Raw genomic sequence first — 19,878 nt, forward strand, 5'->3', positions numbered from 1 at the left:
TTGCCGACCAGGGTCATGGCGAGGTCGAGGCGGCGTTTCATGCCGCCGGAGTAGGTGGAGGCGGGCTTCTTCGCGGCCTCGGTGAGGTCGAAGCGTTCCAGCAGTTCGGCGGCGGTACGGCGGCCCTCGTTGCGGGAGAGGTGGTGCAGGTCCGCCATGAGGAGCATGTTCTCCTCGCCGGTGATCAGGCCGTCGACGGCGGAGAACTGCCCGGTGACGCCGATCGCGGCCCGCACGGCCTGCGGGTCGGCGGCGAGGTCGTGGCCGCCGACGTGCAGGTCGCCGGCGTCGGCGGTGATGAGGGTGGAGAGGATCTTGACGGCGGTGGTCTTGCCGGCGCCGTTCGGGCCGAGCAGGGAGAAGATCGTTCCTTCGGGGACGGCCAGGTCGACGCCGTCGAGCACGACCTTGTCGCCGTAGGACTTGCGCAGCCCGTTCGCCGCGATGGCCAAGTCGGTCATGAGGGGTGCTCCTTCAGAGGCTGCGGGCTTCAGAGGCTGCGGGCGGTGATGTCGCCGTAGGCGGTGGTCGCGTGGATGTTCAGGCCGGCGGCGGCACCTTCGGTGTTCTGGAGCGCGTTGTGGACGCGGCCGTAGCTGGTGCCGGCGTCCAAGGAGGCGGAGACTCCGCGGGCGGCGCCGACCGAGATCTCGCCCTGCCCGGTGCGGAGCACGACCGTGCCGCGCACGGCCTCGGTGATCCGGATGTCGCCCCTTGCGGTGCTGATCTCCGCGGGGCCGCCCAGCCGGCCGACCTCGACGTCGCCGTCGATCGCGGTGAGGCGGACGCTCGCGGCCTCGTCGATCTTGATCTGGCGGTACGCGCCTTCGAAGGCGACGTCGCCGAGGCGTCCGACGCCGCGGAGCTCGGTGCTGGCCGCTTTCGCCTCGATGCGGGAGCCGGCGGGCAGCTGGACCGTCACCTCGATGGATCCGGAGGGGCCGATGATCCGGTTCTTCGCCGCCGGGACCTCGATCCGCAGGACGCCGTCGCCGTACGCGACCTCGGTCTGCTCCGCCGCCTTCACGTCGCGGCCCTTCGAGGCGTCCGCGGGCAGGACCTCGACCGTGGTGTCGGTCCGGTCGGCGGCGATGAACTGGACGCGTCCCGCGGGGATGTCGAGGACGGCGGAGATCGGGGCGGGGGTGTCGAACTTCTGCATCGTGCTCTCCTTCGGCTCGTTGTTTCGAACGATGGAAAAGCTACGTTGCATTCAAAGATCCGGCAACAAGTTCGTTGCGAAGAATCGGTATCAGTGCAGGTAAAGGCAATGAAATTGTTGCAATGGTCTTAAATTTAATGCAACGGCGCCCCTCTGTACGTTGCAATGGGTCAGAGGTGAACGCTATGCTGGAGGCGCCACGGAGCACCAAGGACCACGAAGGAGATCGCGATGCCGGGAGGCAGGCTCACCCAGCAGGAACGCCAGCAGATCGCGCTGGGGCTGGCCGACAGCCTCCCCTACGCCGAGATCGCCCGACGCCTCGACCGTCCGACCTCGACGATCACGCGTGAGGTGATGCGGAACGGCGGCCCCACCGCCTACCGCGCCGACCTGGCCCACCGCGCCACCGAACGCCGCGCCCACCGGCGCAGGGCCGCCCCCTCCCGAGGGGCGGGGTCAGACCCCCAGCCGCACGGACGCGACGCCGAGGCCGTGGCCGAGTACGAGGAGACGTTCACCACCGTCCTCATGCAACAGGGCCTGCCCAAGATGATGGCCCGGGTGCTGACCTGCCTCTTCACCACGGACGCGGGCAGCCTCACCGCGTCCGAACTCGCCCGGCGCCTCCAGGTCAGCCCGGCGTCCGTCTCCAAAGCGATCGCGTTCCTCGAAAGTCAGAGCCTCGTCCGCCGGGAGCGCGACGAAGGCCGCCGCGAGCGCTACTACGCCGACGACGACGTCTGGTACCAGTCGATGATGGCCAGCGCCCGGTCCACCGCCCAGCTCGTCGAGATCACACGGCAGGGCGTCGGCATCCTCGGCCCCGATACCCCGGCCGCCACCCGCCTGGAGAACATCGCCCGCTTCCTCGACTTCGTCAGCGAGAGCCTCGCCCGCGCCGCGGAGCAGGCCCGCGAGGTCCTCCACACGAAAGCCGAAACGCCCTCAGGCGGCGCCGCCAAGCCAAGTTCGGATCCCGGATAGACAGCCGTCTTGATGGTCGCGGCCAGTGGTGCCCGCGCCGGATCAGCCGCGGCGGGCGGTGCCGCGGGTGCTCACGCGGTCGGTCACGGGCAGTGACGGGCGGTGACCGTGACGGTCACGTCCCCATGACCCGCATGACCCGGGCGAGCCGAACGGCGGCGGCCCGGCGTGACGAGGAAGCGTCGCCCTCGTACTCCCGAACAGCCGCAGGGGCCTGCGGCTGAGGCCGGTCGGCCGTCGGGCTGCTGTGGAGGGCCTGCTCCGCCGTCATGAGCGCGGTCGCCGTCATGGGCGGGCCGGTGCTCGCGGCGGCCATCAGGCGGGCGGCCGAGGGGGCGTCGGTCTCCGGGGGGACCACCAGGAGGTCCCAGCGGCCCGCTGTGGAGGACAGCAGGAGGATCTTGTGCGGATCGAACTCCAGGGTGAACCAACCGACCTTCACCATATGGCCGTTGACGAAGATCTTGGGCGGGATGATCGGCCAGTAGCGGGGGTTGACGGCGATGCGGGTGATCCGTCCCCACAACGGGTCCAGCACGTCTGCCAGAGCGGAGAGTTCGCTCGTCAGGTCACGTGAACGGGGCCACCAGGCGCCGTCCAGTTCGTCAGGTGCTCCGGAGGATTTCAGCGCGAGGCGGGCGGTCGGGGCCCTGAAGGGAACGGAGGGCAGGGCCGGCACGGCCCGTAGCGGGGGACGGTCGGGGGTCGCGGACATCGCGCGAACCTGTCTCCGGACTCCTGCGCGTGGGCAGTTGCCCGATGTCGTCGCTCACCGGGAACGACACCGGCATCGGGGCCGGTGTGCGGAATGCTCCCGATGAGTTCACGCTACTCCCCGAAGAGGCCGAACGGACCGCTCCGGGACGTCGGCTCACTTTCGCCGGAGGTCGTTCTCCTCGGCGCGGCTGGTCTCCAGCCAGGACCGGGCCGGTTCCGCCGTGCGGGTGGTGTCCACGGTGAGCTGGAGGCGGGTCCCTCCCTCGATGCCCGCCGGATAGCTGCGCTGCTCGGTGGCGGCGAAGCAATGACGGAGCACCTCCGCGACCCGACGGGCGACCTCGGGGGAGGCGGCGACGATGCGCACCTCGGCGTGCCCGTCCGAGGCTGTTTCCGCTGGCTGCATGGCGACCTCGTTGTTCGGCATGACGCTGGCCGGATCTTTCACTCTACTCCGGCGTGCCCCACGGCCCCCGCGTGTGACCGGCGGGTTTCCCGGCTGCCGGGGAGCATTGGAGTAGGGCGTACGGGAGTACCGTGGAGCGAGGAAGCCACTCTGTTTCCGTTTCCTCTTCGCTTCCTCATTCCTTGCGGACAGGCGAGTGCGATGCCCGAATCCGACTTCCCACGCGTGACCAGGCTCCTGCCGAACGCCGTTCACCAGGCCGTCAAGCCCGGGACGGCTGTCGTACGGCTGCAGACGGCACACGACCGGCAAGGAGTGCTCGACGGAGCGTGGTGGCCCCGTTCCCGCGACATCGCCGCCGAGCTTCCCGCCCTGGTCACCGCACTGACCGAGTACCTCGGGCCGGTCACCCGCGTCGGCCTGGACGCCGGAGCCTGGGAGGAACTGCCGACGCGACTGGTCATCGAGGACCGCGTCGTCCACATCGACTCCTTCCCGGTCGGCGACGACACCGTGCTCATCACCCGAGGCGATCAGGACCTCTTCTCCCTCCTCGTGGTCCCGCCGCACGCGACGCCCGACGCGGCCCGCGCCGCGATGGCCGAAGCGGTCCGCGTCGACAACGTCACGCATGCCGAACAGATCCTCATCGACACGGGCACGGGTACCGGCACGGGCCAGGCCGGGCCGCAGTAGCTGGAGGAACGTCTAGAGGAAGCTGACGTTCTGGGCGAGGGCGAGGCGGCTGGAGTAGTTGATGGTGTTGGTGGCCGGGCGCATATAGGCGCGCCAGGCGTCGGAGCCGGACTCGCGGCCGCCGCCGGTCTCCTTCTCACCGCCGAAGGCGCCGCCGATCTCCGCTCCGGAGGTGCCGATGTTGACGTTGGCGATGCCGCAGTCGGAGCCCTCGGAGGAGAGGAAGAGCTCGGCCTCCTGCTGGTCGCGGGTGAAGATGCTGGAGGACAGGCCCTGCGGAACGTCGTTGTGCAGCGCGATGGCCTCCTCGAACGTGTCGTAGGTCAGGACGTAGAGGATGGGGGCGAAGGTCTCCTCCCGGACGATGTCCGTCTGTTCGTCTACGCGGACGATGACCGGTTCGGCGTAGGCGGCCCGGGGTGCGGTGTCGGCCAGGCGGCGGCCGCCGCCCGCGAGGACCTTGCCGCCCTGCGCCTGCGCGCGGGCGACGGAGTCCCGCATCGTGTCGAGGGCGGCGGTGGTGATCAGCGGACCGACCAGGGTGTTCTCGTCGAACGGGTCGCCGATGGGGAGCTTGGCGTACGCGGCCGTCAGGCGTGCGACGAGCGTGTCGGCGATGTCGCGGTGGACGATCAGGCGACGCAGGGTGGTGCAGCGCTGCCCCGCCGTCCCGGCGGCGGCGAAGACGATGCCCTGGACGGCGAGGTCGAGGTCGGCGGAGGGGGTGACGACGGCGGCGTTGTTGCCGCCGAGCTCCAGCAGGCTGCGCCCGAAGCGGGCGGCGACGCGGGGGCCGACCTCGCGGCCCATGCGGGTGGAGCCGGTGGCGCTGACGAGGGCGACGCGCGGATCGTCGACGAGCTGCTCGCCGATGGTGCGGTCGCCGAGGAGGAGGCGGTGTACGTCACGGGGGGCGCCGACCTCCTCGGCCGCCCGGTCCAGGAGCCGGTCGCAGGCCAGCGAGATCAGCGGGGTGAGTTCCGAGGGCTTCCAGACCACCGTGTCGCCGCAGGCCAGGGCCACGGCGGTGTTCCACGACCAGACGGCGGCGGGGAAGTTGAAGGCGGAGATGACGCCGACGACGCCGAGCGGGTGCCAGGTCTCGGCGAGACGGTGGCCGGGGCGCTCGGAGGCGATCGTGCGGCCGTAGAGCTGACGGGACAGGCCGACCGCGAAGTCGCAGATGTCGATCATCTCCTGGACCTCGCCGAGCGCCTCCGAGCGGATCTTGCCCGCTTCGATGGTGATGAGGTCGGCCAGGTCGCCCTTGTGCTCGCGCAGCAACTCGCCCAGGCGCCGGACGAGTTCGCCGCGCCGGGGCGCCGGGGTGGTGCGCCAGGTGAGGAACGCCTCGCGGGTCGCGGCGACGGCCTCCTCGGTCTCGGCGGCGGTCGCGGCGGTCAGGCCGAAGAGGTTCTCCCCGGTGATGGGCGTACGGGCCTGGAAGTCGGCGCCCTCCGGGACGGTCACGCCGACGCGCTCCAGGCTCGCGAGGGCGCGGGCACGCAGGTCGTCGGTGGTGGGCAAGGTGGTGGGCAGGGTGGTGCTGGTGGTCATGGTGCTCCCTTGAGGGTGGTGGAGGTGAGAGGGGGGCGGATCGGCGGGGTCAGCCGAGCGCGCCGTCGAGTCGCAGCTCCCGGGCGACCTGGGCGAGGGAGTGGTTCTGCTGCCGCTCGTACAGGGCGTACGGGTCGAGGACCTCGCGTTCGATGGCGCCGGAGAGCCATTCGCTGTCGTAGGCGGTGCCCTGCTGGTCGTTGTCCCGGGAACCCGCGTCGCTGAGGTTGGACTGGAAGATGCCGGCGGCGGAGCGGGGCAGGAAGTCCTCGTAGACGATGGGCTCGGCCCGTACCCAGCCCTGCGCCAGCAGGTCGTCGAGGGTCGCGGGCGGGTGGCTGCCGTCCTGCGGCCGGTCGGGTGCGACGCGGTAGGTGAAGTACGCCAGGCCCTGGGCGGCGAGGTCGCGCTCGGTGCCGGGGACGTGCTCCGTCCACAGGGTGTGTGCGAGTTCGGAGCGGTCCGCTCCGGGGTGGTCGGCCACCTGCTGGTCTACGAGGGTGAGCAGGTGGTCGTAGAGGGCCCGGCCCTCGCGGGTGACGGCGATGCCCCGGGCTTCGACCTCGCCGAACCGCACGCGCAGGGCGCCGCTGGTCACGCCGCCGTCCGGGGTGCGCAGGGCGCGGGGCTCGGCCAGCGCGCGGAAGGAGGTCTGGCGCAGCAGCAGATCGGGGCCCTGCCACCTGGGAGGTCCCTGAATGGTGTCGATCATCTCGATGCCGCGCTCGGTCATACGCCGGTAGAGCTCGTCGATGTCCAGGACGCGCGGGGTGAGGTGGTTGATGTGGGTGCTGCGTACGCCGCCGATGTCCGCGGCGACGGCGGAGACCTTCTCCAGGGTCTCGTACCAGGCCCTGTCGATCGGTTCCGTCGACAACTCGAAGGCAGCGACGGCGAGTTGGAGGAACCGTTCGGCGTCTTCCCCGGGCAGTTCGCGCTCGGCCTCCGCCCGGTCGGCCAGGGCGAGCAGCTCCGGCGGGAACAGCTCGCGGGCGGCGAGGAACGTCTCCAGGCGGGAGCGCAGTTCGGCGTCGAAGAACCGTGGGTCGGCGGGGGTGAGCATGGACGTGAAGACGCGGAAGGGGTTGCGGGCCAGTTCCTCGCCGTCGACGGGGCGGAACGCGGTCGATACGACGGGCACCGCGCTGGAGGCGGCTTCGCGCAGGTCGTAGAAGCCGACCGGGTGCATGCCCAGGGCCCCGAAGACGCGGGCCACCTGCCGCAGTTCGGCGGGGGTGCCGACACGGATGGCGCCGTGCCGTTCCGCGGTCACCCGGCTGATGGATCCGAGGCGTTCGGCGTCGGCACCCTGGGCGCGCAGCACGTCCTCGTTCACTTCGCGCGAGACGTCCACGAGTGTCGTGTAGGCGGGGACCTCTCGCCCGTACATGTCCGAGAGTCGGGCGGCGAAGGCGGCGCGCAGTTGCCACTGGCTGATCATGGAAGGGTCTCCCTTGCGTACGAGGGCTTACACCACGTGGGCTTCGGGGCGGATCTCGGCTCCCGTCCGGAAGCGGTCGGCGCTGAGCGGGGAGATGTCGACGAACGGTTCGCGGTCCAGGCAGAGGTCGCGCAGGATCTCGCCGACCGCCGGGCCCTGCAGGAAGCCGTGGCCGGAGAACCCGGTGGCGTACAGGAAGTTGGGCAGCTCGCCGGAGCGTCCGATCAGCGCGTTGTGGTCCGGGGTGACCTCGTACAGGCCCGCCCAGCCGTCGGCGATCTCCATGCCCGCCAGCTCGGGGGCCCGGTCCCGTACGACGTCCCGGAAGAGCTCCAGCCACTCCGGGGTCCAGGTGGTGTCGAAGCCGTCCGGCTGGCCGGGGTCGGCGAGGCCGAACAGCAGGCCGTCGTCGCTGTTGTGGAAGTAGGCCGACGACGAGAAGTCGATGGTGAAGGGGATACGGGGCACCGGGGACGTGAGCGGCCGGGTGAAGGCGAGCTGGCGGCGTACCGGCCGCACCGGCAGGTCGACGCCGACCATCTCGCCGATCTGCCCGGACCAGGCGCCCGCCGTACAGACGACGGTGGAGCAGGCGATGCGGCCGCGGTCGGTGTGGACCGCCGTGACCCGGTCGCCGACGGTGTCGATGCCGGTCACACTCGTGTGCGTGGCGAAGGTGACGCCGGTACGGGCGGCGGCGTCGGCGTAACCCTGGACGACCAGGGCGGGGCGGGCGTGGCCGTCGGTGGGGGAGTAGACGGCGGCCACGAGTCCGTCGGTGCTGATGTACGGGCACAGTCGGCGTGCCTCGTCCGGGCCGATCATGCGGCTGGGGACGCCCAGGCCGTTCTGGATGCCGACACTCGCCTCGAAGTCCGCGGCCTGCCGGTCGGTGGTGAGCAGGAAGAGGTAGCCGACGCTGTCGAGGCGGATGTCGGCGCCGGGGCGCTGCGGGAAGTCCTGGAAGGCGCGCAGGCTGCGGCTGCCCAGCTCGATGTTGAGCGGATCGGAGAACTGGGCGCGCACCCCGCCGATCGGTTTGCCCGAGCTGCCACCGCACAGCTCGCCGCGCTCGACCACGACGACGTTGTTCACCCCCGCTTCGGCGAGGTGGAACGCGGTGCTGGCACCCATCACGCCACCGCCGATGATCACGACGTCGGCGGTTGGGGGGACGGTGCGGAAGGTGGAGGAGGGGGAGGAGTTGGACAAGGGACCGTCCTTCCAGAGGCCGACGCCCGGGCCGGAGGAGCCGAGGGGCATCCGGTCGGGGCGTGGCTTGGGCCGTCAGTGAGTTGTCCGTCGAGTCGTCCGTCGATGAGGGGATGAAGACGCTGATCAGCTAGCTGTCCGTCATCGTGACGCAACCCAACCGTTGACGTCCATGAACAGTTTCTGCGTCTGATCTATTACGTTCTCTATATGGACTGGACGAGTTCCCAGCTGCGCTCCCTGGTCGAGCTGACCCGGCGCGGAACCATCACCGCGGTGGCGCAGGCCCTCGGGTACACCCCCGGCGGGGTCTCCCAGCAGATCGCCGCGCTGGAGAAGGCCACCGGCATGGAACTGCTGCGGCGGGTGGGGCGGCGGGTGGAGCTGACCGACGCCGGAAGGACGCTGGCCCGGCACGCCGAGCGCATCCTGTCCACCGAGGCGGAGGCCGTCGAGGCACTGGAGCGCAGCCGGGGCGAGGTCTCCGGCGTACTGCGGGTCGGCCTGTTCGCCACGGCCGCCGCCGAGATCCTGCCGCCGGCCCTGCGGCACGTGCGCGAGGCCCATCCCGGGCTGGACGTGCACAGCCGTGACATGGACGTGGACGAGGTGTACGACGCCGTCGCCTCCGGGGGCGTGGACCTGGCGCTCGGCCTGGACTACCCGGACGTACCCATCCCGCGCGATCCGGCGCTCCGGGTGACGCGGCTCTACCGGGAGCGGTTCTCCCTCGCGGTGCCCGCCGGGTCGATGGACGGCCGTGCCGAGGTCGCCCTGGCCGACACGCGGGACCTGCGGTGGATCCTTCCGTCGGCCGACAGCTACTACGGCCGCGCGGTGCGCACCGCCTGCCGACGGGCGGGTGTCGAGCCGGACGTACGGCACGAGGTGACGGACACCGCGGCCACTCTGGCGCTGGTCGAGGCGGGAGTCGGGGTGAGCGTCGTGACGGATCTGATGCTCAGGCTCCGTGCCTCGCGTTTCGACGTGGTGCGGCTGCGCGAGACGATCGAGCGGCACATCGTCGTGGTGTTCCGCTCCTCCGCGGAACGGCGGCCCACGGTGGCGGCGCTGGTCGGTGTGCTGCGGGCGGTGGCCGATACGCGGCGAGACGCCTGAGCGCCCCGCTGGAAGTCCAGTGCATCACCTGCGGGTTCGTCGTGGGCTGGTCGCGCCCCGCGGCGGAGCCGCATATGTACACAGCCCCGCGCCCCTTTGGGGCGCTGCCGAACCGCACTGGACTTCGCTGGACCTGCTCAGAGCCCTGGGTGCGCTGTCCGGCGGGTCATGACCCCGCTCACCAGCAGCTGCCGGCCGCCGCGTCCCGAGGTCGGCGTGATCCGTCGGACAGACCCTCGGCGTAGAGCCCGGCCGCGCACGTCGGCTCGGTCACGTCGGCCCGGCCGCGTGGCTCGGTCTCGGTCACGTCGGATCGGTGGCCGGGTGCAGGAACGGGTCGTCCGTGGGTACCGCCCGCCGCAGGGAGTCGAGCATGGTGGCCAGCAGCGGGTTGCTGTTCTCGCGGCGGTGGAGGGCCAGCACGGTGCGGTGTGCGGAGCGCTGGGTGAGCCGGGTGGCCTCGATGGTGTCGCTCGGCGCGTGGCCGAGTGCCGGTACCGCCGCCACTCCCAGCCCCGCGGACACCAGTCCCCGTACGACGTCGTAGTTGTTGCTGCGGAAGGCCACCGCGGCCTCGAACCCGGCCGCCGCGCACAGCCGGACGAGCGACTCGGCGCCCGCGGTGCCCTCGCGGCTGGTGATCCAGCGGGCGCGGGAGAGGCGGGGGAGGTGCGCGCTCAGGCCGCTGTCGCGGGCGCGGAGCAGCACGAGGTCTTCGCGCAGCAACGGGTGGTGGGCCAGACCGTCGGGCCATTGGCGGGGGCTGAGCCCGTACTCGTACACCAGGGCGACGTCCAGGTCGCCGTTGCCGAGCGCGGCGACCAGTTCCTCGGGTTCGCCCTCCGCCAGCTCGATCCGGGCACGGGGACGGCTTTCGGTGAACGCCGACAGGGCGGACGGCACGAGCCTGACGCCGGCCGTGGGGAAGCTGCCCAGCCTCAGCCGGCCGGTGACGCCGGTGGCCAGCTCCTGGACGTGATGGTCCAGGTTGTCCAGGGCGGCCAGCACGGGGGCGCCGAGGTCGACCAGGCGGTGGGCCGCGGCCGTGGGGCGGATTCCGTGTGCCTCCCGCTCGAAGAGGACCAGGCCGGTTTCCTTCTCCAGGGCCGAGATCTGCTGGGAGATCGCGGACGCGGTGTAGCCGAGATCGCGGGCGGCGATCGCGAACGAGCCGCTGCGGACGACTGCCTTCAGCGTGAGCAGGTGCAGGGGCTTCAGCAACACGGACTCCTGGAGTGCGCAGGGATTCCAGATTCCAGATCCAGTCAGGCAGCCAGCAGCCTAAGCATTCCTTGCTCTCAAGCGTCAATTCTTTCGCTCTGCTGGCCCTTGTGGGTGCGTCGCCCGGCCCACATCGTGGGGTGGACCGGGTCGAACGTGGCCGTGAGCCAGAAGGAGCGAGCACCGTGACCACGACAGTGCGGGACCTCGGCGGCCTCGATGCGGCAGCCGTGGCCGATGCCCTCGGCCGAGCGGACTGCGGCGAGGTCGCCGGTGACGCCGGCCGCCGGGCGCAGTACTCGGCCGACGCCTCCAACTACCGGCGGATTCCGCTCGCCGTGGTCTTCCCGCGTGAGCGGCGGCACGTCCTCAACGCCCTCGCCGTGTGCCGCCGCCTGGGCGTGCCGGTCACCTCGCGCGGAGCCGGCACCAGTACCTCCGGCCAGGCGGTCGGGCCGGGTGTGGTGCTCGACTTCTCCCGCTGCTTCAACCGGCTGCTCGCGCTGGACCCGGGGGCACGGACGGCCACGGTGCAGCCGGGCATCGTGCTGGACGACCTGCAACGGGCCGCCTCCGGGCACGGCCTGCTGTTCGGCGCCGACCCGTCCACCCACAGCCGTTGCACGCTCGGCGGCATGATCGGCAACAACGCCTGCGGGACCCATTCCCTGGCCTGGGGGCGGACCGCCGACAACGTCCTGGAACTCGAAGTGGTCACCTACCGGGGCACGGTGGTCCGCCTCGGCGAGATGACGCAGCAGGAGATCGACGCGGCCATCGCCGCCGGTGACGACCGCGGACAGCTGATCGCCGCCCTGTACCGGCTCGCCCGGAACAACCTGGGCGTGCTGCGTACGAAGCTGGGCCGGTTCCCTCGCCAGGTGTCGGGCTACGCCCTGGAACACCTCCTGCCCGAGCACCGTTTCAACCTCGCCCGCGCCCTGGTCGGCAGCGAGGGCACGCTCGCCGTCGTCCTCTCGGCGACCGTCCGCCTCATCGCCCCGCCCCCCGCCCGCGCCCTGGTCGTCCTCGGCTTCCAGGACGCCCGCGCCGCCGCCGAGGCCGTGCCCGCCCTGCTGAAGCACCGGCTGCTGGCGCTGGAGGGACTCGACCAGGCGCTGACCGACATCGTCACCCGCCCCGAGACACGCGCCGCGATCGACACCCTGCCCTCCGCCCAGGCCTGGCTCTTCGCCGAACTCGGCGACACCGACGACGAGTTGCCCGTACGGGCCGCGCGACTCGCCGAAACCGCCGGGCAGGCGACGGGCTTCACCGGCAGCGAGATCGTCACCGACCCCACGCGCGCCCGGCGGCTGTGGCGTATCCGCGAGGACGGAGCGGGCCTGGCCACCCGCCTGCCCGACGGTTCCGAGGCCTGGCCAGGCTGGGAGGACGCGGCCGTTCCGCCCGACCGACTGGGCGCCTACCTCGGCGAGTTCACCGAGCTGCTCAAGCGGCACGAGCTGCAGGGCGCGGTCTACGGGCACTTCGGCGAAGGCTGCCTGCACGTCCGTATCGACTTCGACTTCACCACCGAGCGGGGCACCGCCGTCTTCCGCGCCTTCGTCACCGAAGCGGCGCGGCTGATCGCCGCCCACGGCGGCTCCCTGTCCGGCGAACACGGCGACGGCCAGGCCCGCTCCGAACTGCTGCCGCTCATGTACGGGCCCGAAGTCATCGCCCTGTTCGAGGAGTTCAAGGAGATCTGGGACCCCGACAACGGCCTGAACCCCGGCATGATCGTGCGCCCGCTGCCCGTCGACGGCAACCTGCGCGTCAGCCCGCACCGTACGCCTCTGCCTCTCACCACCGTCTTCCCCTTCCACGCCGACGACGGTGACTTCGCCAAGGCCACCCGCCGCTGCGTCGGCGTCGGCAAGTGCCGTACCGCGAGCCACCGCGGGGATGTCATGTGCCCCAGCTACCGGGTCACCCTCGACGAGAAGGACTCCACCCGGGGCCGGGCCCGCCTGCTGTACGAGATGACCCAGGGCGAGGTGATCACCGACGGCTGGCGGTCGGCCGAGGTCCGCGACGCCCTCGACCTGTGCCTGTCCTGCAAGGGGTGCAGCGCCGACTGCCCGGTCGGGGTGGACATGGCCACGTACAAGTCGGAGTTCCTGCACCACCACTACAAGGGCCGCGTCCGGCCCGCCTCGCACTACACCATGGGCTGGCTGCCGCTGCTGTCCCGCCTGGCCGCCCGGATGCCGCGAACGGTCAACGCCCTCACCGCCTCCCGGCTGGCACCCCTCGTCAAGCGGCTCGGAGGCATCGCCGACCGGCGCGAGATTCCCCGTTTCGCGGACGAGACCTTCCTGACCTGGTTCCGCCGCCGCACCGCACCGCCGGGCGACGGCGGACGCGGCCCGGTGATGCTCTGGGTCGACTCCTTCAACAACCACTTCACCCCCGAGGTCCTCCGGGCCGGGGTCGCCGTACTGGAGAACGCCGGCTTCCGCGTCCAGGTCCCGGACGGCACCCAGTGCTGCGGACTGACCTGGATCACCACCGGGCAACTCGGCGTCGCCCGGCGCGTCGCGCGGCGCACCGTCTCCGCCCTGACTCCCGCGATCGAGGCCGGCATCCCGGTCGTCGGCCTGGAACCCAGCTGCACGGCGGCGCTCAGGACCGACCTGCCCGAACTTCTCGACGGCAACGGCAACGGTGACGGCGACGGCGGCGACCGTACCCGAGACCGAGCCCGCGCCCTCGCCGAAGCCACCGTCACCCTGGCCGAACTCCTCGTCCACCGGGCCCCCGACTGGCAGCCCCCGCCCATCGACGACGCCCACTCGATCAGCCAGACGCACTGCCACCAGCACGCGACCTCCGGCTTCGGCGCGGACAGCGCCCTGCTGCGCCGTATGGGCGTCGACAACACCACGCTCGATTCCGGATGCTGCGGCCTGGCGGGCAACTTCGGCTTCGAACGCGGCCACTACGACGTCTCCGTCGCCGCGGGCGAACAGGTCCTGCTCCCCGCCGTACGCTCCGCCGCCCCCGGCACGCACATCCTCGCCGACGGCTTCAGCTGCCGTACCCAGATCGCCCAGCAGACCGACCGCACCGGTACCCACCTCGCGCAACTCATCGCCCGCGCACTGCCCCCGGCCGACACCGCCATCGACCCCAAGGAGCACACTCGTGACTGACGCACTCTCCCTCGTCGACGACTGGGGCCCCGAGAAGATCGTCGTCGTCTCCCACCGCCGTACCGGCATGAAGGGCGTCCTGGTCATCGACAACACCGCCCGCGGGATCGGCAAGGGCGGCACCCGGATGAGCCCCACCGTGACCGTCGGCGAGGTGGCCCGCCTCGCCCGGGTCATGACGTGGAAGTGGGCAGGCGTGGACCTCTTCTACGGCGGCGCCAAGGCCGGCATCGTCGCCGACCCCGCCTCCCGGGACAAGGAGGCGGTGCTGCGCGCGTTCGCCAGGGCTCTGTCCAACGAGGTGCCCCGCGAGTACGTGATGGGGCTGGACATGGGGCTGACCGAGAGCGACGCCGCCATCATCCAGGACGAGTTGGGGGACCGAGGGGCCGCCGTCGGCACCCCCGAGCACCTCGGCGGCGTGGCGTACGACAAGCTCGGCGTCACCGGCTACGGAGTCGCCGAGGCGACCGACGCGGCCGCCCTGCGCCAGGGCCTGCCCATGGCCGGCGCCCGCGTCGCCATCCAGGGCTTCGGCGCCGTCGGCAGCGCTGCCGCCCGGCGCTTCGCGCAGCTCGGTGCCACCGTCGTGGCGGTCTCCACCGCGCACGGGGCCCTGCACGACCCCAGCGGCCTCGACGTCGACGGCCTGCTGGCCGCCCGCGAGGAGCACGGCGACCACTTCGTCACCTGCCACGGCCGGGGCACCGCCCTCGCCTCCGGCGCGGAACTCACTGTCGACTGCGACATCCTGCTGCCCGCGGCCCTGCAGGACGTCATCGACCGCGCCACCGCGCAGGAGATCAAGGCCGGGCTCGTCGTGGAGGGCGCCAACCTGCCGACCTCCCCCGAGGCCCAGACCGTCCTCGCCGAGCGGGGCGTCACGGTGCTCCCCGACTTCGTCGCCAACGCCGGAGGCGTCGTCGCCGCCGCCTTCGCGATGGACGCCCGCTACTCCGGATTCCGGCCCGACACCACCGCCATCTTCGAGACCATCTCGACCCGCCTGCGGACCAACACGGTCACCGTCCTCGACGAGGCCGACCGCCACGGCATCACCCCGCACACCGCCGGCCGCACCCTGGCCGAGCGGCGCGTCCGCACCGCGATGCGGAGCCGGGGCCGTATCCCTCGCGACCACGACTGACTCCGCAACACCGACTCCGCAACGCTGTGCCGACCGGGTCCGTACGACGCCGTCCTGGACGCTGATCGCCACAGCGCAGCTTGTCATGACCTGCCGCGCATACCGGTGTGAGCCGTTCCCGATCCGGATACTCGGGCGGCATGACCCGGACGAAGAGAAGGCATGGCGGGTGTGGCGGGTGTGGCGGGTACGTCGCGGCCGGTCAGGAGGACAAGCTCAAGAAGGACAAGCTCAAGAAGGACAAGCTGACCGACCGGGCCGCGGCGCTGACCTGCCACGGGGGCCTGGCGCTGTTCCCGGCCTTGCCGGCGCTCGTGCCGCTGCTGGGGACCGCCGGCCGGTCGGCGACGCAACGGGTGCTGGACATTGTCCAGAAGCCCGCCCCGGGCGCGGCGCAGGACGTCCTCCGCAACGCGGTGCGGCAACTTCGCTCCGGTGATCTGGATGGACGAGCAGGACCGCCGCCTTGCCCAGGAGGAACACCGGAGAGGTGAGCACCCATGACAGCAGACGGCTCCCACCGTAACGGCGTCGGAGCACAGGAACCGGTGGGCGACCTGGTGCAACGTGCCTCGCAGCAGTTGTCGCAGCTGGTGCGCGACGAGATGCGCCTGGCGCAGGCGGAGATGACCGAGAAGGGCAAGCGGTTCGGCAAGGGCGGCGGCCTGTTCGGCGGCGCCGGCCTGATGGGTGTCCTCACCCTGCAGGCACTGGTGGTCACCGTGATCGCCGCCCTGTCGCTCGGGATGCAGGTGTGGGTGGCGGCGCTGATCGTCACCGTCGTCCTGGGCGCCATCACCGCGCTGATGGCGGCTCTCGGCAAGCAGCAGATCGGCAGGGCGTCCCCGCCGGCGCCGCAGCGGACGATGGACAGCGTCAAGGCCGATATGGCCGAGATCAGGGAGAGGGCACAGCGATGACCCACGACAAGCCGCCCACGGGCGATGAGAACGCGCCCTCCCCGGAGGAACTGCGTGAGCGGATCGAGGCGACCCGTGAGGAACTCGGCGAGACCGTAGAGGCGCTCGCGGCGAAGACCGACGTGAAGACACGTGCCCAGGAGAAGACGACGGCCGTCAAGCAGCAGGTCGCCGAGAAGGCCACACAGGTCGGGGGCCGGCTGCGGGACCAGGCGACGCACGCGGCCCACGTGGTCCACGACAGGACCCCGGAGCCGGTGCGCACCAAGGCCACCGCGGCCACCGAGCAGGTCCGCGACAAGGCCGTGCACGCCGGAGAGCTGGCCAGGGAGAAGGCTCCGGAGCCGGTGCGCGAGAAGGCCGGCCAGGGCATGAGGGCGGCGCGGGCCAACCGCGTGCCGCTGTTCGCCGCGGCCGGTGCGCTCATCGCGCTGCTCGTCGTACGCCGTTCCCGGAGGCGTCGGCGTTGAAGGCCGCGCAGATCGCCTACAAGCCGGTCGGCCCGGCCCTGGGCGCCGCCGGCGGTGTGCTGCCGGCCGGCACCTGGCCCGGCTGACCCTCCCGTCGGCCGGAGCCTGCGTCACATCGGGCTGGTGCGGATGCCACGTGGGCTGGTGCAGATGGCACATCGGGCTGGTGGCGATGAGGACCGTGACGCCGCCGACGACCGCGAAGTACGAGCCCCGGCGGCGAGCAGTGCCCCTTCCTCTGCCCCGGAGGGCACCCGGCCCGTGTTCATTCGGTTTCATTCGGTGCCGCCCAGCGCGGTCATCGGGGTGATGCGGCTGGCGCGGCGGGCAGGCAGCAGGCCGGCGAGGGCGGTGAGGACCGCCAAGCCGGTGAAGACCACCAGGAGTTGTCCGCCGGGCAGCCGCAGGGGCGCTTCGGTGACGGCGATACGGACGAGCAGCCAGGCGTAGGGGATGCCGAGGGCCAGGCCGAGGACGCCGCCGAGGACTCCGTACAGGCCGGCTTCCAGGGTGACGGTCCGGCGCAGTGCGCCGCCGCCCAGTCCCAGCGCGCGCAGCAGCCCGAACTCGCGGGTGCGTTCGATCGCGGTCAGGCTCGTGGTCGCGGCGACGCCGACGACGGCGATGAGGACGGTCAGGGCGACGAGCGCGAGTGCGGTGGTGCCCATGAGCCGGATCGCGTCCTGGTTGCCGTCCCGGTTCTCCGCCAGGACGCTCACGTAGACGTCGTCGAGGTCGGAGACGTGTTCACGGATCGTGCCCTCCAGCGCTCGGTGCGCTTCGCCGCGGGCGGCGAGGCCCTCGGTGGCGGCGTCGGCGAGAACGCCGCTCGCGTTCGGGGAGGCGCCCATCCGGTCGAGATCGGCGGGTGCGACGAGTACGTCCGCGAAGAGCGGGCCCTGACCGGGCAGCGTGGCGGCGACGGTCAGCTGTATGTCGCCGCCACGGGACGGGAGGGTGAGGGTGTCGCCTGCCCGCACGTCGAGGCGGTCGGCCAGGCCGGACGCGATGACCGCGCTGCCCGGTCCCAGATCCTCCAGGGCGCCGGTGACGGTGTCGATGTGCTTGCCGGTGGGCAGGGCGTCCGGGTCCAGGTCCGATACGTCGAACTCCTTGCGGTCGACGGTGACCGGGAGGGTGCGGTAGCTGGTGACATGGGTGAGCTCGGGTGATGCGGCGATCTGCCGTACGACGGTGCCGTCCAGGCCTTTGGCGTCGGCCGAGACCTGGAAGTCGGCGGGGGCCTCGACGGCGAGTGTGCGTTCCATGTAGCCGCCCAGACAGGCGACGCAGACGAGGGCGCCGGAGACCAGGGCGACACCGAGGGCGACGACGACGGAGTCGCCCGCGGCACGGCGCGGCGTGCCTCCGACACCGCTGACTGCCAGCCTGCCGGTGGTGCCCAGCCGGCGCAGCGGCCACCCGGCCACGGTCAGGACGGGGCGGACCAGGAGCGGGCCCAGGGCGATGAGCGCCAGGAAGGCGAACGCCGCCGAGGCGACCGTGACCAGCATGGCGAACTCGCTGTCGTAGTCGTCCTGGCCCGGCTCGGGCAGCCGGCCGAGGAGCAGAACGGCGAGCCCCGTGGCCACGGCGGCGAGGAAGAGGCCGGCGGTCAGCCGGGCGGGGTGGATGCGGCGTTCGGCGGTGACGGTGCCGGCGGCGCGCAGTGCCTGAAGCGGTGGCACCCCGGCCGCCGACAGGGCGGGGGCGAGGACCGCGCAGACCGTCACCAGCACGGTTCCCACGACCACCAGGACGGCGTACGCCACGGGGAAGCCCGGCGCGGACAGCTCCTGTCCCAGGCTGCGGGCGGCCAGTGGGGCGAGGTGTCCGGCGCCCAGCGCCGCCAGCACACCGAGCGAGCCGGTGACCACGCCCACCAGGGCGCCCTCGACGGCGAGCGCGGTCACCAGCCGGCTCTGCTGGGCGCCGATGGCCCGCAGGAGTGCCAGCTGCCGCAGCCGCTGCGCGAAGACGATACGGAAGGCCGAGGTGGCGACCAGGGCCGCCGCCCCCACGGCCACGGCCAGGAACACGGCGATGAGCTGGAAGACCTCACTGAACTCCGTCACGGCCTCGCGTGCTTCCTGGTCACGCACCGCGCTGCCGGACATGAGCGACGCGTCGGAGGACGCCTTGTCGAGCACGCCGCGCACCTGCTGGGACAGCTCGCCCTGCGGGACACCGTTCCCGGCGCGGATGTCCACGCGCTGATAGCCCGGCAGATCCGCGGTGCGGGCCAGGTCGGCATCGGTGGCGTAACCGCTGGACCACCGCTCGGCCGTCGCGGTGCTCTTCACCACGCCGGTCACGGTGACGGTGACCTTGACGGTCTTCTCCGGGTCCTCGGGGTCGGGGAAGAGCAGGGTCGTGCGGGCGCCGGGGGCGAGCCGCAGTTCTTCGGCGGCCTTGCGGTTGACCGCGATCCGGCCGGGGCCGTCGGGGTAGCTTCCCTCGACGAGCCGGACCCGGGACAGCGGTCCGGTGCCGGGGTCGGCGTAGAGCTGGAGGTAGCGCTCGGACGGACCGGCGATCGGCGCGCCGGTGTCCGTGCGGCCGACGGCCTCGGCCACACCGGGCAGCGCGCGGATCTCCTCCAGCGTGGCACCGCTGATGTCGGGGGACGACCCGTCGGCGGTCGCGATCAGGGACGCGGCCTCCGGCGTGCCACGGAACCGGTCGAGGGTGGTGTTCGTGGTGATCTGCTGGGCCATGACCGTGGCGAAGACCACGAAGGTGGCCACCAGGACCGACAGGCCGGTCATCACCAGCCGGCCGGGCCGCCGGAGCAGTTCGGCCAGCTGCGATCCCAGGACGCTCGCGCGCCAGGAGACGTTCATCCGACCCTCCCCACGGTCCCCACGGTCCCCACGGTCCCCACGGCCCCCACGGTCCGCATGGTCCGCAGCGCCCGGGTGACATCGGCGCCGGCCGCCGCGTCGACGTCGTCGACGACACGTCCGTCGGCGAGGACGAGCACGCGGTCGGCGTAGGCGGCGGCACGCGGGTCGTGCGTCACCATGACCACGGTCTGGCCGAGGTCGTGCACGGAGCGGCGCAGGAAGTCCAGTACCTCCGTGCCCGACCGCGAGTCCAGGTTGCCGGTGGGCTCGTCGGCGAAGACCACGGCGGGCCGGGCCACCAGCGCCCGCGCCAGCGCCACGCGCTGCTGCTGGCCGCCGGAGAGTTCACCGGGCCGGTGGGACATCCGGTCGCCGATGCCGAGCACGCCGACGATGTGGTCGAGCAGGTCCTGATCCAGGCGCCGGCCGGCCATGGTGACGGGCAGTGCGATGTTCTCCAGAGCCGTCAGCTGTGGCAGCAGGTTGAACGACTGGAAGACGAAGCCGACCTTGTCCCGCCGTACTCGGGTCAGCTCCCGGTCGGACAGACCGGTCAACTCCGTGCCGCCCAGGACCACCTGGCCCGTGGTGGCAGAGTCGAGACCGGCCAGACAGTGCATCAACGTCGACTTGCCCGAGCCCGACGGGCCCGCGATGGCCGTGAATCGCGCGCGGGCGAAGTCGACGGTCACTCCATCCAGGGCCCTGACGTGCGTCTCTCCCTGCTGATAGACCTTGACCAGATCCACGGCCGCCGCGATGGGCTCACCAGCGGCTGCGGACATTCCCGTTACGTGCGTCATAGCCATGACGTGAATT

18 protein-coding genes and 1 pseudogene are annotated in these 19,878 nt (G+C 71.9%); 8 read left to right on the top strand and 11 right to left on the bottom strand.

Features of this window, described 5'->3' with window-relative positions; genetic code table 11:
* Together ACWD3C_RS10795 and ACWD3C_RS10800 are read right to left on the bottom strand one after the other, a co-directional pair.
* On the bottom strand, window positions 1-461 hold a 461-nt coding region (locus tag ACWD3C_RS10795), incomplete at its 3' end, for an ABC transporter ATP-binding protein (protein ID WP_451142296.1).
* A 29-nt stretch (window positions 462-490) separates the two neighbouring features.
* Window positions 491-1,162, bottom strand: a complete 672-nt coding sequence (locus tag ACWD3C_RS10800) for a DUF4097 family beta strand repeat-containing protein (RefSeq protein WP_451142298.1) — start codon at window positions 1,160-1,162, stop codon at window positions 491-493.
* 231 nt (window positions 1,163-1,393) lie between these two features.
* On the opposite strand from ACWD3C_RS10800, the gene ACWD3C_RS10805 reads away from it, so the two are divergent.
* On the top strand, window positions 1,394-2,149 hold the full coding sequence (locus ACWD3C_RS10805; RefSeq protein WP_451142300.1) for a helix-turn-helix domain-containing protein: 756 nt from the start codon (window positions 1,394-1,396) through the stop codon (window positions 2,147-2,149).
* Between the two features lie 115 nt (window positions 2,150-2,264).
* Here the strand turns inward: ACWD3C_RS10805 and ACWD3C_RS10810 are convergent, their stop codons facing one another.
* Together ACWD3C_RS10810 and ACWD3C_RS10815 are read right to left on the bottom strand one after the other, a co-directional pair.
* On the bottom strand, window positions 2,265-2,864 hold the full coding sequence (locus ACWD3C_RS10810; protein ID WP_451142302.1) for a DUF5994 family protein: 600 nt from the start codon (window positions 2,862-2,864) through the stop codon (window positions 2,265-2,267).
* Between the two features lie 156 nt (window positions 2,865-3,020).
* The gene (locus ACWD3C_RS10815; RefSeq protein WP_451142635.1) at window positions 3,021-3,272 is read right to left on the bottom strand and encodes a hypothetical protein; all 252 of its coding nucleotides are present in this window, start codon (window positions 3,270-3,272) and stop codon (window positions 3,021-3,023) included.
* 201 nt (window positions 3,273-3,473) lie between these two features.
* On the opposite strand from ACWD3C_RS10815, the gene ACWD3C_RS10820 reads away from it, so the two are divergent.
* Window positions 3,474-3,968 (top strand): DUF5994 family protein, encoded by a 495-nt coding sequence (locus ACWD3C_RS10820; RefSeq protein ID WP_451142304.1) that lies wholly within the window; start codon window positions 3,474-3,476, stop codon window positions 3,966-3,968.
* Window positions 3,969-3,980: 12 nt separating this feature from the next.
* Here the strand turns inward: ACWD3C_RS10820 and amaB are convergent, their stop codons facing one another.
* Genes amaB through ACWD3C_RS10835 form a run of 3 tightly spaced genes read right to left on the bottom strand, consistent with a single transcriptional unit; the run spans window position 3,981 to window position 8,178 of the window.
* Window positions 3,981-5,525: an L-piperidine-6-carboxylate dehydrogenase gene (gene amaB / locus ACWD3C_RS10825; RefSeq protein ID WP_451142306.1), complete on the bottom strand. Its 1,545-nt coding sequence runs from the start codon at window positions 5,523-5,525 to the stop codon at window positions 3,981-3,983.
* 49 nt (window positions 5,526-5,574) lie between these two features.
* Entirely contained in the window at window positions 5,575-6,966 is a 1,392-nt protein-coding gene (gene hglS, locus ACWD3C_RS10830; RefSeq protein WP_451142308.1) for a 2-oxoadipate dioxygenase/decarboxylase, read from the bottom strand.
* Between the two features lie 27 nt (window positions 6,967-6,993).
* Window positions 6,994-8,178: an NAD(P)/FAD-dependent oxidoreductase gene (locus ACWD3C_RS10835; RefSeq protein WP_451142310.1), complete on the bottom strand. Its 1,185-nt coding sequence runs from the start codon at window positions 8,176-8,178 to the stop codon at window positions 6,994-6,996.
* A gap of 210 nt (window positions 8,179-8,388) precedes the next feature.
* Here ACWD3C_RS10835 and ACWD3C_RS10840 point away from each other — a divergent pair, with 210 nt between their 5' ends.
* Window positions 8,389-9,297 carry a LysR substrate-binding domain-containing protein gene (locus tag ACWD3C_RS10840; protein WP_451142312.1) on the top strand — a complete coding sequence of 303 codons (909 nt, stop codon included), beginning with the start codon at window positions 8,389-8,391 and terminating at the stop codon, window positions 9,295-9,297.
* A gap of 178 nt (window positions 9,298-9,475) precedes the next feature.
* Here ACWD3C_RS10840 and ACWD3C_RS10845 read toward each other — a convergent pair whose 3' ends face one another.
* Both ACWD3C_RS10845 and ACWD3C_RS10850 read right to left on the bottom strand, forming a co-directional pair.
* Window positions 9,476-9,604 carry a hypothetical protein gene (locus ACWD3C_RS10845; RefSeq protein WP_451142314.1) on the bottom strand — a complete coding sequence of 43 codons (129 nt, stop codon included), beginning with the start codon at window positions 9,602-9,604 and terminating at the stop codon, window positions 9,476-9,478.
* A complete protein-coding gene (locus ACWD3C_RS10850) occupies window positions 9,601-10,521 on the bottom strand; it encodes a LysR family transcriptional regulator (protein ID WP_451142316.1) in 921 nt (306 codons plus the stop codon). Before ACWD3C_RS10850 ends, ACWD3C_RS10845 begins: the two co-directional genes overlap by 4 nt.
* Before the next feature lie 182 nt (window positions 10,522-10,703).
* Between ACWD3C_RS10850 and ACWD3C_RS10855 the strand changes: the two genes are divergently transcribed.
* The 5 genes and pseudogenes from ACWD3C_RS10855 (at window position 10,704) to ACWD3C_RS10875 (ending at window position 16,213) form a co-directional block, all read left to right on the top strand.
* Window positions 10,704-13,676 carry an FAD-binding and (Fe-S)-binding domain-containing protein gene (locus ACWD3C_RS10855; protein WP_451142318.1) on the top strand — a complete coding sequence of 991 codons (2,973 nt, stop codon included), beginning with the start codon at window positions 10,704-10,706 and terminating at the stop codon, window positions 13,674-13,676.
* Window positions 13,669-14,823, top strand: a complete 1,155-nt coding sequence (locus ACWD3C_RS10860; RefSeq protein WP_451142320.1) for a Glu/Leu/Phe/Val family dehydrogenase — start codon at window positions 13,669-13,671, stop codon at window positions 14,821-14,823. The genes ACWD3C_RS10855 and ACWD3C_RS10860 overlap by 8 nt, the downstream gene beginning before the upstream one ends.
* Before the next feature lie 140 nt (window positions 14,824-14,963).
* Window positions 14,964-15,257, top strand: a pseudogene (locus tag ACWD3C_RS10865) (ribonuclease BN); the annotation flags it as partial.
* A 66-nt stretch (window positions 15,258-15,323) separates the two neighbouring features.
* Window positions 15,324-15,743 carry a phage holin family protein gene (locus ACWD3C_RS10870; RefSeq protein WP_451142322.1) on the top strand — a complete coding sequence of 140 codons (420 nt, stop codon included), beginning with the start codon at window positions 15,324-15,326 and terminating at the stop codon, window positions 15,741-15,743.
* A complete protein-coding gene (locus ACWD3C_RS10875; RefSeq protein WP_451142324.1) occupies window positions 15,740-16,213 on the top strand; it encodes a DUF3618 domain-containing protein in 474 nt (157 codons plus the stop codon). Before ACWD3C_RS10870 ends, ACWD3C_RS10875 begins: the two co-directional genes overlap by 4 nt.
* Before the next feature lie 275 nt (window positions 16,214-16,488).
* Here the strand turns inward: ACWD3C_RS10875 and ACWD3C_RS10880 are convergent, their stop codons facing one another.
* Complete coding sequence (locus ACWD3C_RS10880) at window positions 16,489-19,056, bottom strand: FtsX-like permease family protein (protein ID WP_451142326.1); 2,568 nt, start codon at window positions 19,054-19,056, stop codon at window positions 16,489-16,491.
* Window positions 19,053-19,844, bottom strand: coding sequence for an ABC transporter ATP-binding protein (locus tag ACWD3C_RS10885; RefSeq protein ID WP_451142328.1), 792 nt, complete (start codon window positions 19,842-19,844; stop codon window positions 19,053-19,055). The genes ACWD3C_RS10880 and ACWD3C_RS10885 overlap by 4 nt, the downstream gene beginning before the upstream one ends.
* Window positions 19,845-19,878: the final 34 nt, after the last annotated feature.

It is taken from the genome of Streptomyces sp. NPDC002845, assembly GCF_053591955.1.

Coding starts and splice junctions, on each gene's coding strand:
- ACWD3C_RS10875 (WP_451142324.1), top strand. CDS start 15,740: ATGACCCACGACAAGCCGCCCACGGGCGATGAGAACGCGCCCTCCCCG.
- ACWD3C_RS10870 (WP_451142322.1), top strand. CDS start 15,324: ATGACAGCAGACGGCTCCCACCGTAACGGCGTCGGAGCACAGGAACCG.
- ACWD3C_RS10805 (WP_451142300.1), top strand. CDS start 1,394: ATGCCGGGAGGCAGGCTCACCCAGCAGGAACGCCAGCAGATCGCGCTG.
- ACWD3C_RS10810 (WP_451142302.1), bottom strand. CDS start 2,864: ATGTCCGCGACCCCCGACCGTCCCCCGCTACGGGCCGTGCCGGCCCTG.
- ACWD3C_RS10880 (WP_451142326.1), bottom strand. CDS start 19,056: ATGAACGTCTCCTGGCGCGCGAGCGTCCTGGGATCGCAGCTGGCCGAA.
- hglS (WP_451142308.1), bottom strand. CDS start 6,966: ATGATCAGCCAGTGGCAACTGCGCGCCGCCTTCGCCGCCCGACTCTCG.
- ACWD3C_RS10820 (WP_451142304.1), top strand. CDS start 3,474: ATGCCCGAATCCGACTTCCCACGCGTGACCAGGCTCCTGCCGAACGCC.
- ACWD3C_RS10885 (WP_451142328.1), bottom strand. CDS start 19,844: ATGTCCGCAGCCGCTGGTGAGCCCATCGCGGCGGCCGTGGATCTGGTC.
- ACWD3C_RS10815 (WP_451142635.1), bottom strand. CDS start 3,272: ATGCAGCCAGCGGAAACAGCCTCGGACGGGCACGCCGAGGTGCGCATC.
- amaB (WP_451142306.1), bottom strand. CDS start 5,525: ATGACCACCAGCACCACCCTGCCCACCACCTTGCCCACCACCGACGAC.
- ACWD3C_RS10840 (WP_451142312.1), top strand. CDS start 8,389: ATGGACTGGACGAGTTCCCAGCTGCGCTCCCTGGTCGAGCTGACCCGG.
- ACWD3C_RS10800 (WP_451142298.1), bottom strand. CDS start 1,162: ATGCAGAAGTTCGACACCCCCGCCCCGATCTCCGCCGTCCTCGACATC.